This is a genomic window from Alkalibaculum bacchi, assembly GCF_937875145.1.
Taxonomy (GTDB): Bacteria; Bacillota; Clostridia; order Eubacteriales; family Alkalibacteraceae; genus Alkalibaculum; species Alkalibaculum bacchi_A.
Genome location: NZ_CALNCS010000035.1, coordinates 1 through 15,607 on the forward strand (window position 1 = coordinate 1; position 15,607 = coordinate 15,607).

Below are 15,607 nucleotides of genomic sequence, written 5' to 3' on the forward strand. Positions count from 1 at the left end.
TAAAATCGAAGAAAAATTTTATAAGTCATTACAAAAGGATATAAGCCAAGACGAATTAAAGGTTTTTCTTTCCGTACTTCGCAAGATACGGAAGAATATTAGAAAGGAAGCTGATCAGATTGATTGAACGAATGGATTGGAAAAACAAAATCGATGATCTATCAAAATTATGCAGAGAAAATAGTCAAATAGATTCTTCTCTATATAAAAGGTATGATGTACAAAAAGGATTAAGAGATAAAAATGGTGTCGGTGTATTAGCAGGACTTACCAATATTTCAAGTATAGAAGCGTATAAATACGAGAATGATCAAAAAATTCCCTGTGAAGGAAAGCTACTCTATAGGGGATATAATATTATCGATTTAGTAAATGGTTATTTAAAAGATAATCAGTTTGGCTTCGAGGAGACAGCTTATTTATTGTTATTTGGTAATTTACCTAATAATAAGCAAATTACTGATTTTAAGGAACTATTAGCAAGTAGTAGATCATTGCCAACAAATTTTGTAAGAGACGTAATTATGAAGGCTCCAAGTAAAGATATTATGAATTCATTGGCAAAAGGTGTTCTGACACTTTCATCTTACGACGAACATGCTTCAGATGTATCTATTCAAACTGTCTTAGGGCAATGTATGATGTTGACAAGTGTCTTTCCAATGTTAGCTGTGTATAGTTATCATGCCTATAATCACTACGACCGAGATAAGAGCATGTACATTCATAGGCCAGATCCTAACTTATCTACAGCAGAAAATATACTGCGTATGCTTAGACCTGATATGAAGTATACCGAGCTTGAAGCAAAAGTCCTAGATTTAGCCTTAGTCCTTCATATGGAACACGGTGGAGGAAATAATTCTACATTCACTACTCATGTAGTGTCTTCTTCTGGAACAGATACTTATTCCTCTATTGCAGCAGCTCTTTGTTCTTTAAAAGGGCCAAAACATGGCGGGGCAAATATAAAAGTAGTTGAAATGATGGAAGACCTAAAACAACACGTTACTCGTTACGAGGACGAAGAGGAAGTAGGAGCTTATCTAGAAAGATTAGTAGATAAAGAAGCATTTGACAGAAAAGGGCTTATTTATGGTATCGGTCATGCAATTTACTCTTTATCTGATCCAAGAGCTACAATATTTAAAACCTTTGTAGAACAGTTGTCTGAAGAAAAAGGAAATCACGAGGAATTTGCTTTATATTCTATGATTGAGAGATTAGCTCCAAAAATAATAGAGAAAAAAAGAAATATGTACAAAGGTGTAAGTGCTAATGTGGACTTTTATAGCGGTTTTGTATATAGTATGTTAGGCATTCCATTAGAATTATTTACTCCTATATTTGCAATAGCTAGAGTTGTAGGCTGGAGTGCTCATCGCATTGAAGAGTTAATTAATGTAGATAAAATAATTCGACCCGCTTATAAAAGCGTATCAGAAGAAAAAAACTATATTCCTATGTGTGAGAGATAGATACAAATATAACACTTTTTAATCTAAAAAAGATGTCGAAAGTAAGATATATTCTCTTGACAAACCCTAATAAGGTAATTATAATTATATCAATACAAAAAAGTGATGACCAAGAACTAGTAACGATACTATATATCTTTAGAGAGAGCTTTCGGTAGGTGTGAGAAAGTAAAGATATTCATCGTGAATACATCTTGAGAGCTGCGCACCGAAAGGCATTTACTCAGTAGGCTGTGACGGAATCCAACCGATACCATGGAGAAGCGATGATGGTCGCTTAATTGAGATTGATGTGCAAACATCGAAGACAAGGTGGTACCGCGAATACTATTCGCCCCTGTTATATTACTATAACGGGGGCCTTTTTTTCGTGAACTAACGAGCTAAGCGAAAGTGGAGCTTTCGCAGGATTCGGTTAACTGCACAGACAAATGGCTTGCCAATTTGGATGTGCAGTTAACCGAATCCGTAAATGAAAGCTTTAGCTTTTATTTAGCGAGTAGCGCGACCTCGAAATCGGCATAGTCGATTTCGAGGTATAGATGAACTAGTATGTTCAGACTCTAGGAATAGCTTTACATATACATAAAAATTAAAAATAAAAGGAGGAATTATTATGAAAAAGATAACGAAAAGAATTTCAATTCTGTTAATCACGGCATCTATGCTATTTAGTGTTGCTTGCTCTAATGGAGAGCAAGAAAAATCGGATTCAAAAGAAAATGTAACAGTGGGGATTGTTCAGTACATGGATCATATTGCTTTAGATGCTTCAAAGGATGGATTTATTGATGCATTAAAGGATAATGGCTATAAGGATGGAGAAAATATGACCATTGATCTGCAAAATGCCCAAGGGGATCAAAGTAATTTAGGAAGTATTAGTGACCGCTTTGTAAGCAATAAGGTAGATTTGGTATTAGCTATTGCTACGCCAGCAGCTCAAGCCATCGCAGGTAAGACTACAGAGATTCCAATACTCGCTACTGCAGTAACGGATTTTGAATCAGCTAGATTAGTCGATTCAAATAATACACCAGGAGGAAATGTAACAGGAACCTCAGATATGAATCCTATAAAAGAACAAATTGATCTTTTGATCGATCTTGTACCTGAGGCAAAAACCGTAGGTGTTTTATATACTTCTAGTGAAGACAATTCTATTTTACAAGCTAATATGGCAAAAGAAGCTATTGAAGCAGCAGGTCTTAAATATGAGGAAGTAACAGTAACCAATTCTAATGATGTACAACAAGCTACTCAGGCTATAGTAGATAAATGCGATGCGATCTATATTCCTACAGATAATGTTTTCTCTTCTGCAATGCCTGTAGTTAGTGGAATCACTACGAAGTCAAAGACTCCTGTTATTTGTGGTGAAGAAGCTATGCTTCAAAATGGAGGATTAGCGACATTAGGAATCAGTTACTATGATTTAGGATACCAAACAGGACAAATGGCCGTTAAAGTCCTAAAAGGGGAAGCAGAGCCTGCTAATATGCCTGTTGAAAAATCAACACAGTTTAATTTTGCGATAAATGGTGAAATTGCAGAAGAAATAAGTATAAAAATTCCTGAAGAGTTGCAAAAATATATTATTAAAAAGTAGAACATCAATTTGATACTACATAATAGAAGCGAGGAAAAGTAATGTTACAAATTATATTAGGAGCTATTTCATTAGGCCTTTTATGGGCAGTTATGACAATAGGTGTATACATCACCTACAGAATACTAGATATTTCGGACTTAAGCGTAGAAGGTAGTATTGCAATGGGGGCAGCTATTGCTGCCTTCCAAATCTACAATGGAATGAACCCCTTTGTAGCTACTCTTTTAGCAATGATAGGTGGTATGTTAGCAGGACTTATTACAGGTTTACTTCATACAAGACTTAAAATACCTGCATTGTTATCAGGGATTTTGACTATGATTTCACTATACTCTATTAATCTTAGGATTATGGGAAAAGCTAATATATCTCTCCTTCGGATTGATACAGTTTACACTACTTTTGAAAAATTAGGACTCAGTCAATCAAATTCTGTTATGTTATTTGGTTTTATATGTGCTATTCTAATTATTTTCATTCTATATTGGTTTTTTGGAACAGAGATTGGATGCGCTATTCGCGCTACTGGTAATAATGTTCAAATGGCACGTGCACAAGGAATTAATACAGACAATATGATTACTCTTGGCTTAGTCATAAGCAATGGATTAGTGGCACTTTCCGGTGCGTTAATCGCACAAAGCCAAAGTTTTGCTGATGTGCAAATGGGTATTGGCTCTATTGTTATAGGTTTAGCATCGGTTATTATAGGAGAAGTTATATTTAATAGCAGGAATTTCTTTGGACGATTGATTTCTCTAATACTAGGTGCGATTACATACCGTATTATTATCGCCTTAGTTATTAGAATGGGTATGCCAGCAAATGATTTGAGGCTATTTACTGCCGTTACAGTTGCTATAGCTCTTTCACTGCCGACTATTAAATCTTCAATAGCTCAATGGAAAAACGGAAGGGGGAATCAGTAAAGATGTTGACAGTTGATAAAATACACAAGACTTTTAACCCTGGAACCATAAATGAAAAAATAGCGTTAGCCAATCTAAGTGTAACATTAGAAGAGGGCGATTTTGTAACTGTAATAGGTGGTAATGGGGCAGGAAAATCTACTTTGCTCAATTGCGTTGCAGGAGTATATACAATCGATCAGGGCTCTATCTTAATAGGTGATAAAGATGTGACAAAATTGTCTGAGCACAGGAGAGCTAGCGTAATTGGTCGAGTATTTCAAGATCCAATGAAGGGTACAGCAGCCAATATGGGAATTGAAGAAAATTTAGCCTTAGCAAATAGACGAGGTAAATTTAGAGGGTTAAAATGGGGGATCAGCAATAAAGAAAGGGAAGCCTATAAAGAGTACTTGAGCCATTTAGAATTAGGTTTAGAAAATCGTCTCAATGACAAGGTAGGTCTCCTTTCTGGAGGACAACGTCAAGCATTAACCTTGCTCATGGCCACCATTAAAAGACCACAACTTCTTTTATTAGATGAACATACAGCAGCACTTGACCCTAAAACAGCTGAGAAAGTATTAAAAATAAGCGACAAATTAATTAAGGAAAATAATTTAACTGCTTTAATGGTAACACATAATATGAGAAACGCCATCGAATACGGAAATCGCTTAATCATGATGCACGAAGGTCGTATTATTTTGGATATCAAAGGGGAAGAAAAACAAAAGCTTACAGTAGAAGGCTTACTAAAACGCTTTGGTAAAGTAAGTGGAAAAGAATTCTCTGATGATAGATCGTTACTGTCATAGCTACTTTATAACTAAAAAACTTAATTTTGAAGATCGACACGGTGTTTTACTGTGTCGATTTTTCGTTTTAACTGAAAGCTGAATGCGGAAATTTTTTAGAAGGTTGGACGATATAATATCTTTATATAGAGCGTACAACATAGAACAAAAGCGCCAAAGGCGCTTTTAAGGAACCCCTCACACAAAAACACATAAATTGTAAGGAGAAATACTTTAAAAGGTTAAGATGCTTAGTCGTTTATTATTTAAAAGGAGGAGTAGATAATGGGATATATTATAGATATTTCGCATCATCAAAATCCAAGTAGGATAAATTACAGGGTTTTGTGTAGGCAATTAGATATGGCTATTGTCCGAGTACAGTTTGGATCTAGTTTAATAGATCGGCACTATAAAATCCATATTCGAGAGATGAAAGCAAATAACGTACCTTTTGGAGTATACGCTTGGGTTAGAGGGATTAATTTAAAGGACATGGAAGTAGAAGCAACGGATTTTTATAATCGCTCTAAAAATTTAAACCCTAAGTTTTATGTGTTGGATGTAGAAGAAAAGAGCATGAATAATATGCGTGCTGGAATCAACGCTTATATCAATAAGCTGAGAACCTTAACAGATAAAAAAATCGGTATCTATGTAGGACATCATTTGTATAAGTCCTTCAATCTCGATATGGATAAGGCAGATTTTGTGTGGATTCCCCATTATGGAGTAAACAATGGTAGGGTTAATAGTATTCCTAAATATTCATGTGATCTTCATCAATATACTAGTGTAGGTCGCATAGATGGATACAATGATAAATTAGACTTTAATCGCCTTATGAATGGAAGAACTTTAGAGTATTTTATAGGAAAATCAGATAATTTGCCAGAAGAACCAAATAATCCATGGCAGGATCCTATAAAAAATGAAATCATCTACACTATAAAAAAAGGTGATACATTATGGGATATAGCACGACTATACAATATCGCTGTAGACGCTCTTGTACACTACAATAATATTAGCAATCCGGATCTCATTTACGTCGGTAATCAACTGAGAATTCCTGTTTCAGATAATACAATCATATACACCATAAAAAGAGGGGATACTCTTTATGGAATAGCTTATCAATACAATACAACAGTAAATAAATTAGGTAGAGATAATAATATAGCAAACCTAAATTTGATTTATCCAGGGCAAGTAATTAGAATTGTAAAATAATCACGTGTAGTGACTCCTTTCTAAAATCGAGTCACTAATTTTTATTAGGTATTTCTTAAGTCGAACAACCATTCTACTACTGCTCAACGATCGCTTAGCTACTGCTCAAAATTCTTAGTCCGCAGGATAGTGCGAGTTCTTCATAAAAGCGTTTTGCTTCCGTATCTTTAAAAAAGATTGGGAATTTTAGTTGGTAATTGCCCCATAATGTACAGGGGATTTTAGTAAAATAGAAAGTGTTAAATAGCATTTCTTGTGCTGTGATTTTTATTAAAAATGGCAGAATTTCTTCTGTTAAATAAAAGTAAATGCCATTATCATAATCTATAAAATCTAAAACCTGTAAGTCCTCCTGTGTTAAGAAGCTTTGAAGGTTTTCTTTTTCTTCTTGTTTTAATCTGCCATAATAAAAATCTACATATACATGATCACTGCCATTTAAATGTAGAGCTTTTTTTAAAAAATGGTTATAACAAAATTCACTTCCGTGAAGGGTCATATAATGGTAATCATCGAAGCCACATTGTATATTATTAAAATAGATAGGCTCTTTACTCATAAAATCTGTCCTGCTAAGGGCTAATAATTTTTCTTTCATAATGTACCTCATTATTTTAAATATTTATTTCATACCTTATTATTACACATTGTAAGATATAGATAAACAAAAAAGTGTCGAAGCGCTATTTGCAAAAAAATCTCTAGACCTTAGTCTAGAGATTGAAATTGTTTTATAAAACTTTCCCAAAATGCCGTATCCTACAATTTTGACGCCTAGCTCTGCTAGGTGGGTAATCGCATCTAATTTTTTGACGTCCGCCTATTGCGGCTTGCCAGCTAATTAAAATATTGATTTCCCTGAATTATAATATAGGTTCAAAATAGCAGGGATTCGTACACCTCAGGTGATTTATAATGTAATTATACAAGATGAGATAGCAGAATTCAATAGAAAATTTAGGAAAAAATAAATTTACGTGATTTTATTAGATTGATTATTAACAAATTATTCCAAAAACTGACCTGTTTTCCCCATAAAGAAAGCCAATCTTATTATTTTTTTTTCTTCATTAGTGAGTTCTCGTTCCATCATTTTTTCAAATTGAGCGAAGAGTTTAGCATGGTTTAAGTGAAGTTTTTTTGGTTGCGAGATTCTTAGGGGCGGACTTGGAGCATATATTTGAGGTTCCATGTCCTGATTATATATCTTTTGAAAAATCTTTGAGGTATAGTAGGCATCATAATAAGCATTATGAAAATTAGACTCATTCTCAATCTTCAAAAATTTTAGGGCATCTTTTAAGCTAATAGAGACTTTGCTCGGAAAGTGTAGATACCGAGATATATAAGGTTGAAGATTGATGTACTTATTCGGTAATTTGGATAAGGGCAAACAATAAAAAGATGTATTACGGAATAGTTCTTTCATATCAGCGGTACCCCAAGTACAAAAGACAATGTCTTCGTCACCTAAAAAAGTTAAAAAATCATAAAAGACACTACTATAAGTTTCTTCTTTGGTAAAATCCTCAATTTTAAAGCCAGTCAAGGAACCGACATAAGGATTTATTTCTTTGTAAATTTGTGGTTTTATAAGTCGATCAAAGACTCCTATACAATCTAAATTCTTATCAAGTGAAATTGCACCAATTTGAATGATTTCAAAGGGACATTCTAGATTCATTGTAGCTTTGTCAGAAGCTTGATTAAATTCTAAATCTATTACAATTGTATTCATAATTATACTCCAATAAGTAAATTTGCTTTAAATAATAGTACCATATTGAGATTTAAAAATATACTTAAGCAGTTAAGATTATTAAAAATATTTAAAAAGTACTAGCATAATTATAGAACTGTAAAATTAAAAAAGAAAAAATAAAAAGAATTGACATTTTTGAATGAAGTACATATAATGATATAAATACAAAAAGTGATGACCAAGAAGTAGTAGCGAGACAAAGACCTTTAAGAGAGCTTTCGGTTGGTGCGAGAAAGCAGGTAAGAGAGTTGCGAATTCATCTTGAGAGCTGCACACTGAAGGACGTAAGTCTTGTAGGCTGTGACGGAATCCAACCGATACCTTGGAGAAGCGATGATGGTCGCTTGCTGAGATGATGTGTAAACATCGAAGACAAGGTGGTATCGCGAATACATATTCGCCCCTGTTATAATACTATAACAGGGGCGTTTCTTCTTTTTTGCGTGAACTAGTGAGTCAAGCGAAAGGTTGCTCTTACCATTTTTGTAAAGAGACAGAAGCCAAGCAAAACTTGTTTTCATTTGGCGAACGGCACGACCTGAGAGTCGATGCTGTTGATTCCTAGGTGCATAACAAATTATTCGCAGTGATTGTATAAGAGCCACCTTAAAAAATCATGTTAACCTTTAAGCTCATACCATCATAAAAATATTATTTAAGTAAAAAGAATGGAGGAATTTATTATGAAAAAAATTACAAAAAAATTAGCTCTTGGATTATTGGCGATGGTTACTATATTTAGTGCGGCCTGTTCAAATGAAGCTAGTAATGCTCAATCGGATCAAGTAACAGTTGGAGTGGTTCAGTACATGGATCATGTAGCTCTAGATGAAGCGCGCAAAGGTTTTGTAGATGCTTTAGAAGATAATGGATATAAAGATGGAGAAAATTTAGCTATTGACTTACAAAATGCGCAAGGGGATCAAAGTAATCTATCTAGTATTAGCGATCGATTTGTAAATAACAGTGTGGATTTAGTATTAGCTATTGCTACTCCAGCAGCACAAGCGATTGCTGGCAAGACAACTGAAATTCCAATACTGGCTACTGCAGTTACAGATTACGAAGCTGCACGACTTGTTAAATCAAATGATACTCCAGAAGGAAATGTCTCTGGGACAACGGACATGAGTCCTATTGAAGAACAAATTGACCTTTTGATGAAGTTAGCGCCAGATGCTAAGACTGTCGGTGTGTTATATACATCAAGTGAAGACAATTCTATTTTACAAGCTAGTATGGCCAAAGAAGCAATAGAGGCAGCTGGACTTAAATACGAAGAAGTTACCGTTAGCAATTCGAATGAAGTGCAACAAGCTACTCAAGCCATAGTAGACAAATGTGATGCGATTTTTATCCCTACAGATAATGTGTTTGCATCTGCAATGCCTGTAGTAAACGGCATAACAGGCCAATCTAAAACTCCTGTAATTACTGGAGAAACGGGTATGGCTATGGCAGGTGGATTGGCTTCACTAGGTATTAATTACTACGATTTAGGATATCAAACAGGTCTAATGGGCATAAAAATTCTAAAGGGAGAAGCAGAACCAGCTACTATGTCTATCGAACCGGCAAGCAAATTCGACTATGTAATCAATAGAACAACTGCAGAAGAAATCGGCATTGTAATACCTGAAGATTTACAAGAATACGTAAAGTAGCTACCAGACAGCAGCTATCAGTGTTCAGCATTTTCTTATGAAACGAGCAAATGCTAGTTAGCTTTATTACTCTAACTAGCATTTGCTTTTTTAGATTAGTACTATTTTACTTTTTGCTACTTTTAAAAACGATATGCAGCAATAACTTTTGACGTGCAGAGGTCAGCCCTAGAACTGATGGCTGGTGACTGGTCGCTGATTGCTGGTAGTGAGCGCCTTTTTATCTGTGTTTTCTCTTATAATAATCTACCGCAATTTGTGTACGATTTCTAAGTTGTAATTTTTCTAATATAATGCTGATGTAATTGCGTATTGTTCCTTCGCTAAGGTATAGAGTATCAGCTATCTCCTTGTTGGATAATCCTTCTGAAATGTAAGTAATGATATATAATTCCTTATCTGTTATTTCTAAATTGCAATAAATGTCTTTTTCTTCATAGTGGATTAAATGTGGTAATTTTGTAATGATCTCATTGCCAAATACATTTTGCCCTGCATACACAGCTTTAATAGAGGGGATAATGCTTTCAAAATCTTGTTTGACTAAATAGCCTTTAGCACCCATATTTAATGCTTTGATGATGTATTTATCGTCTAAAAAGGTTGTTAGAAATAGGATTTTAGCTTTTGGTTCTTTACCTAGAATATGCGCTCCTGCATCAATGCCATTCATCTGATCCATGCGTATGTCCATGAGCAAAACATCTGGTTGATATGTAAAATAGAGGTCTATGGCTTCGTTCCCATCATTTCCTGTTGCAATTACATCTATGAAAGGGTCTTGATTGATTATCGTTTTTAAAGAGGAACAGACAATTTGATCATCATCAATCACAAGTACTTTCATTATTTACTACCTCCTCATTTTTAATCGGTATCGTGATAAATATGCGAAATCCTTTTTCTGTAGAAACTTGAAAAATTCCTTTAAATGCATGAGTGCGCTCTCTCATAGTACGAAGGCCTATTCCATCACTTAAATACATGTTTTCATCTAAAATAGAGTTTCCGTTGTTTGTAATAATCAATTGATACATAATAGGGTGTTCCATTAGCACGATTGAAACTTTTGTAGCATTAGAATGTTTTGTAACATTTGATAAGGATTCTTTAATAGTCCATAAGAAAAAGTACTTTAATTGTGTAGTAGGTGTATTTTTTAGGTGGTAGTCAAATGTAATCGGGCAAAAGGTGAATTCCTTTACCAAAGTATTAATACTAGCATATAAATCTACAGATTCATCGTGCAGATTGTGAATGCTACTGCGAATATTATCCATACCTACAGACAAGGAATCTTTCAGTACTTTTAAATTTTCTAGTAAGACTTTGTCTTTCGTTATAATCATTAAGGCACCGATTTGCAGTAAAGAGCGGGATAAGAGATGGCCCGTATTGTCGTGGATTTCTTTAGCGATTCGATTCCGTTCTTGTAAAGTTGCCAAATGTATTTTGTCATCTTGATTTTGTATTAATCTTCTGTTTTTTTCTTCTAGAGAAATCTCTAATTCTTTTGCAGTATCTTGATATGTGTAATATTCATGAGAAAGTTCCAATATTCTATCTTTTTTTCCTTTTGATGTAAAGGATAAGAGACAAAATATAAAAATCCAAGCATAAAAACCCGATGGTAAATCTCCAGAGTAAAAAAACAATGGAATTAAGTATATTAAACTATATTTTTGCTCTTGAGTAAGAAAGATATCATAAAGTTGCAAGGGCATATAAAAGAGAAAATGAGGATGAATTGTGCTGAGAATTGCGTAAAAAAAAGTCCCAAAGCGAAGTAGTTTGCGGTTTTCAAAATATGTGCAAAAACAGCTCCCAATGATCATGAGAATCATTGGGAGAAGTACATAGATAGTATTATAATGATGTAAATAAAGAGTAGAGCATAATAAAAAAAGTATAGTTTTATCAAGGATTTCTAGCATATATTCTCCTTTGTTTTCCACAAAGTATTTTTCTTTTACTATACTATTTTTATATAAAAACTACAAGCTTACAAGTTTATAAAATATGACATTTGTCATTTTTTTTTATGATTGTATGCACTTTAATAAAATCGAAGTTTCTTATATAGTATTCTTATAAGGATAAGTAAAGGGGAGAGATAAATGATTGTAAATATAAACAATTTAGTAAAGAGATATGACGATGTCTTAGCTGTCGACCATTTGAACTTGCAAATCCAAGAGGGGGAGATTTTTGGATTATTAGGCCCTAATGGTTCTGGAAAATCGACTACTATAAATTGTATATTAGCTTTGTTAGAGTATGATAAAGGCAGCATTGAGGTTTTTAATGAGGAAATGTCACCAGAATCTTACGATATTAAGAGAGATATTGGCGTGATTTTTCAACAAGTAGCAGTTTTTGAAGAATTGACCGTATATGAAAATATCAAATATTTTTGCAGTTTATATGTAAAGGATAAAAATGAAGTAAAAAGGTTAACAGAACAAGCCATCTCCTTTGTCTCATTAGAAGATTATGTAAAGTTTTTTCCTAGTAAATTAAGTGGTGGTCTCCTAAGAAGATTAAATATTGCCTGTGGTATTGCACATAAGCCGAAACTTATTATTCTTGATGAACCTACTGTTGCAGTAGACCCTCAAAGCAGAAATAAAATACTTGAAGGTATTAAAAAATTAAACGAAGATGGTGCAACGGTCATTTATACGACTCATTATATGGAAGAAGCCGAACAAATCTGTGACCGAATTGCTATTATTGATAAGGGCAAGGTCATAGCCTTAGGAACAAAGGAAGAACTAAAGGCCATGATTTCTATTGGCGAAAAAATTACAATTGAAGTATTTTCTCTAGAGCAAAATCAATTAAAAGACATCAAAGAATTGCCACGAGTTTTGTCTGTAGAGTATAAGGGGAATTTTCTTTCTGTTAAATTGACAAAAGGGAAAAATAATCTCTTTCAAATTTTATCTTATTTAATGGATCATGAGATTCCTTTTCAACAGGTCTTTACAGAACAACCAACTTTAAATGATGTATTTTTAGAGATTACAGGAAAAACATTAAGAGATTAGGGGGATTTAAATGCTAAAATTGTATATGACGAGAGTAAAATGTCTCATTCGCAATAAAAGCAATGTATTTTGGACATTTTTGTTTCCAATTGTACTTGCTACATTATTTCATTTAGCCTTTAGTAATTTAAATAGTTCGGAAGTATTTCATTCTATCCCAATTGGAGTTATTGAAAATAATGAATATGAGAATACTGAAATATTTATTGAGACGATGTCTAGCATAAAAACATCTGAAAATCAAAAGGCACCAAAATTATTTGAAGTTTCTGTACTTGAAAAAGAGAAAGCTGAAGAAGCATTAAAAGAAGATAAGATAATAGGCTATATTTACCCTAAGGAAGACATGGAGCTGACAGTAAAAGAGAGTGGTATAGAACAGACTATAGTAAAATCTTTTTTAGATGGGTATAGCCGGAGCGTTAATACAGTACAATCCTTGATAGAGTTAAACCCACAAAATATAGAAAATATCCTTGAGGATATACAAGAGAATAACGCGTATTTAGAAGACTATTTGCAAGGTGGGAGCTCGCCAGATACCACCCTTAATTTTTTCTATTCCCTTATTGCAATGGCTTGTCTATTTGGTTGCTTTTGGGGCTTGACAGCAATTACAGATATACAAGCAAATTTATCCTTAGTCGGAGCTAGAATAAATATAGCTCCAATGAAAAAAATGAAGCTACTTTTTTGCAATATATCAGCAGCTCTTACTGTTCATTTTACAGGAATACTGCTTCTTATGGCTTACCTGATGAATGTACTAAAAATTAATTTTGGCGATGATTTAAATTTTGTGGTACTCAGCAGTTTTGTGTCCTCTTTATTGGGGGTCTCACTTGGGGCAATGGTTAGTGCCTTATCGAATAAAGACCTTAATTTTAAGTACAATATTATGTCGGCAGTAACGATGTTTTCTTGCTTTTTATCTGGTTTAATGTCGGTACAGGTAAAGTACATTGTGGCTACTCGGGTTCCCCTATTGCAGTATATTAATCCTGCCCATATTATTACGGATGCCTTTTACAGTTTGTATTATTATGAGACAAAGGAGCGGTTTTTCTTAAATATAGGACTCATGATAAGCTATTCTTTAGCATTTAGTATTATAACCTATATGTCAACTAGGAGGAAAAAGTATGCAAGTATTTAAACTGTATTTAAAAATTATAAAGAAAAACCTACCTGGTATTATGGTTTATCTTGGGATCTTCTTATTTATTGTTGTCCTCATTACAACGATTACGAGGGATACAAGTTCAACAACATTCGAACAATCTAAAGTAAAGATTGCTTATATTAATGAAGATATAGAAAACCCACTTATAAATGGATTTAAGGACTATTTAAAAGATTACGTTGAATTTGTAGAGATAGAGGAAACAGAAGAGGGAATGAGAGATGCACTGTTTTTTAGAGTGGTAGAATACATTGTTATTATACCAGATGGTTTTGTAGAAGGATTTGAAAATGATAATCCAATGAAACTAAAGAAATTAGCAGTGCCGGACTCTACTTCTGCAACGTATATAGATATGACTATAGAAAACTATTTTAATACAGCAGAGAATTATATAAAAAATACAGATCTATCTCCAGAAGAAATCGTAAACTATGTGAAAGAAGATTTAGATGTAAGTACTAAAACCAATTTAAGTGTAAAAAAGACAGAAGATAATGGAGCGTTAAAGTTTTATTTCAATTACAGTTCGTATGCTCTTACAGCAGTACTAATTATAGCTATTAGCTCTATGATGTTATCTTTAGGAAATATTCATATCAAAAGAAGAAATAGGGTCTCTCCAATACCTATTGGTAAGAGCCAATTTCAACAGGTTCTAGGCCTTTTCTTTATTGTTTTATTAATAGACTTGTTGCTAATTTTTGTTGGATTATTTTTTAGAGGGGAAGCTAATGGTTTTGTCTTTGGACTGTTGTCTATGAACTTACTATCCTTATCTATTGCTATCCTTTCTATTGCGTATTTAGTGGGAACAACTATAAGAAATAGAGAAGCAGCTAATGGCGTTGCTAATATTCTCTCCCTTGGTTTTGCTTTTTTAAGTGGAGTTTTCGTTCCTAAAGAATTACTCGGAGAGACCGCCCTACAAATTGGAAAATTTACGCCTACCTATTGGTTTGTTATGGCAAATGACTCTATTTTTAATCTGAGTAACTATTCTTTTGATGAACTTTCAAACATATTAATTAGCATGGTGGTGCAATTAGGTTTTGGCGTAGCTTTCTTTGCTATAACTTTAGTAATAAATAAAAAGAATCGTACTTCAGTAGAATAAAAGCGCCTAAGGCACTTTTATGAGTAATCAGCAACTAATCGCCAGCTACTATTACTTTAGAGATAGGCTCTGCAGGTCGCTACCTAGCATTTGGCTATTTCGTTAGAAAGTACTGGTAGCTGATGGCTGATTACTGGTGGTTTGTTTTTAGGGTTTCAATATCACTTTAATACAGTTATCTTTCTTCTTATCAAAAATCTTGTAAGCGTGTTCACCTTCTTCTAAAGGAAGTTTATGAGTGATGATGTCTGTTGGGTCGAATTTTCCTTGTTGAATCCATTTTAATATAGGTTCTACATAAATGTGTGCTGGGCATTGGCCCATTTTTAAAGTGATATTTCTCGAGAAAAAATCACCTAAGGGAAACATATTATATCGGCCACCATAAACACCCACTAAAACCACAGTTCCACCTTTTCGAACACATCTAGAAGATATTTCAATAGCAGACTTTGAACCACCTTGTAGTTTTAAAAGGGTTTCTATCTTTTCGAAATTTGACATGGTTCCATCCATACCTACGCAATCGATGACCACATCTGCGCCTCCATGAGTGATTTCTTTTATATATTCACCAGTATCATCGTGTTCACTAAAATTAATGACTTCTACTCCGTCGTAGGTCTTTGCGTGGTTTAGCCTGTAATCTATATTATCAACTCCTATAATTCTCTTAGCACCTTTTAATGCAGACCATTTCATGGTATTTAATCCAATTGGGCCACATCCTAATACGACTACGGTATCTTTATCTTTTACCCCTCCTATATCTACACCCCAATAAGAAGTAGGAAGAACATCTG

The 15,607-nt window shown here is 33.8% G+C and carries 14 protein-coding genes, 1 other RNA gene and 2 other annotated features; of the genes, 9 read left to right on the forward strand and 6 right to left on the reverse strand.

Annotation, left to right across the window (positions count from 1 at the left end):
* Positions 1-131 precede the first annotated feature (131 nt).
* The 5 genes from Q7P22_RS02450 (at position 132) to Q7P22_RS02470 (ending at position 6,028) form a co-directional block, all read left to right on the forward strand.
* A complete protein-coding gene (locus tag Q7P22_RS02450; protein ID WP_113921598.1) occupies positions 132-1,478 on the forward strand; it encodes a citrate/2-methylcitrate synthase in 1,347 nt (448 codons plus the stop codon).
* A 96-nt stretch (positions 1,479-1,574) separates the two neighbouring features.
* Positions 1,575-1,820, forward strand: a binding site (T-box leader).
* A 274-nt stretch (positions 1,821-2,094) separates the two neighbouring features.
* A complete protein-coding gene (locus Q7P22_RS02455; protein WP_303860202.1) occupies positions 2,095-3,087 on the forward strand; it encodes an ABC transporter substrate-binding protein in 993 nt (330 codons plus the stop codon).
* A 41-nt stretch (positions 3,088-3,128) separates the two neighbouring features.
* Positions 3,129-4,019, forward strand: a complete 891-nt coding sequence (locus tag Q7P22_RS02460) for an ABC transporter permease (protein WP_303860204.1) — start codon at positions 3,129-3,131, stop codon at positions 4,017-4,019.
* A 2-nt stretch (positions 4,020-4,021) separates the two neighbouring features.
* Positions 4,022-4,816, forward strand: a complete 795-nt coding sequence (locus Q7P22_RS02465) for an ABC transporter ATP-binding protein (protein WP_303860206.1) — start codon at positions 4,022-4,024, stop codon at positions 4,814-4,816.
* Positions 4,817-5,080: 264 nt separating this feature from the next.
* Positions 5,081-6,028: a LysM peptidoglycan-binding domain-containing protein gene (locus Q7P22_RS02470; RefSeq protein ID WP_303860208.1), complete on the forward strand. Its 948-nt coding sequence runs from the start codon at positions 5,081-5,083 to the stop codon at positions 6,026-6,028.
* A gap of 94 nt (positions 6,029-6,122) precedes the next feature.
* Here Q7P22_RS02470 and Q7P22_RS02475 read toward each other — a convergent pair whose 3' ends face one another.
* The 3 genes from Q7P22_RS02475 to Q7P22_RS02485 all read right to left on the reverse strand — a co-directional run bounded on the left by Q7P22_RS02475 (position 6,123) and on the right by Q7P22_RS02485 (position 7,766).
* Positions 6,123-6,626: a hypothetical protein gene (locus Q7P22_RS02475; RefSeq protein ID WP_303860211.1), complete on the reverse strand. Its 504-nt coding sequence runs from the start codon at positions 6,624-6,626 to the stop codon at positions 6,123-6,125.
* A 139-nt stretch (positions 6,627-6,765) separates the two neighbouring features.
* Positions 6,766-6,939, reverse strand: a non-coding RNA gene (gene ssrS / locus Q7P22_RS02480) — 6S RNA.
* Between the two features lie 95 nt (positions 6,940-7,034).
* Entirely contained in the window at positions 7,035-7,766 is a 732-nt protein-coding gene (locus Q7P22_RS02485; RefSeq protein ID WP_303860214.1) for a 3'-5' exonuclease, read from the reverse strand.
* A gap of 189 nt (positions 7,767-7,955) precedes the next feature.
* Positions 7,956-8,198: a binding site (T-box leader), on the forward strand.
* 275 nt (positions 8,199-8,473) lie between these two features.
* On the opposite strand from Q7P22_RS02485, the gene Q7P22_RS02490 reads away from it, so the two are divergent.
* Entirely contained in the window at positions 8,474-9,454 is a 981-nt protein-coding gene (locus tag Q7P22_RS02490; protein ID WP_303860216.1) for an ABC transporter substrate-binding protein, read from the forward strand.
* Between the two features lie 220 nt (positions 9,455-9,674).
* On the opposite strand, the gene Q7P22_RS02495 is transcribed toward Q7P22_RS02490, so the two are convergent.
* Together Q7P22_RS02495 and Q7P22_RS02500 are read right to left on the reverse strand one after the other, a co-directional pair.
* The gene (locus Q7P22_RS02495) at positions 9,675-10,301 is read right to left on the reverse strand and encodes a response regulator (protein ID WP_303860218.1); all 627 of its coding nucleotides are present in this window, start codon (positions 10,299-10,301) and stop codon (positions 9,675-9,677) included.
* Positions 10,282-11,010, reverse strand: a complete 729-nt coding sequence (locus Q7P22_RS02500) for a sensor histidine kinase (protein ID WP_303860221.1) — start codon at positions 11,008-11,010, stop codon at positions 10,282-10,284. Before Q7P22_RS02500 ends, Q7P22_RS02495 begins: the two co-directional genes overlap by 20 nt.
* A 561-nt stretch (positions 11,011-11,571) precedes the next feature.
* Between Q7P22_RS02500 and Q7P22_RS02505 the strand changes: the two genes are divergently transcribed.
* From Q7P22_RS02505 to Q7P22_RS02515, 3 genes are read left to right on the forward strand one after another with little or no spacing between them, the layout of a single operon-like run.
* On the forward strand, positions 11,572-12,504 hold the full coding sequence (locus Q7P22_RS02505) for an ABC transporter ATP-binding protein (protein WP_303860224.1): 933 nt from the start codon (positions 11,572-11,574) through the stop codon (positions 12,502-12,504).
* Positions 12,505-12,514: 10 nt separating this feature from the next.
* A complete protein-coding gene (locus Q7P22_RS02510) occupies positions 12,515-13,660 on the forward strand; it encodes an ABC transporter permease (RefSeq protein ID WP_303860226.1) in 1,146 nt (381 codons plus the stop codon).
* A complete protein-coding gene (locus Q7P22_RS02515; protein ID WP_303860228.1) occupies positions 13,647-14,804 on the forward strand; it encodes an ABC transporter permease in 1,158 nt (385 codons plus the stop codon). Before Q7P22_RS02510 ends, Q7P22_RS02515 begins: the two co-directional genes overlap by 14 nt.
* A 147-nt stretch (positions 14,805-14,951) precedes the next feature.
* Here Q7P22_RS02515 and Q7P22_RS02520 read toward each other — a convergent pair.
* The coding region (locus tag Q7P22_RS02520; RefSeq protein ID WP_303860231.1) for a zinc-binding dehydrogenase at positions 14,952-15,607 on the reverse strand (656 nt) is incomplete at its 5' end.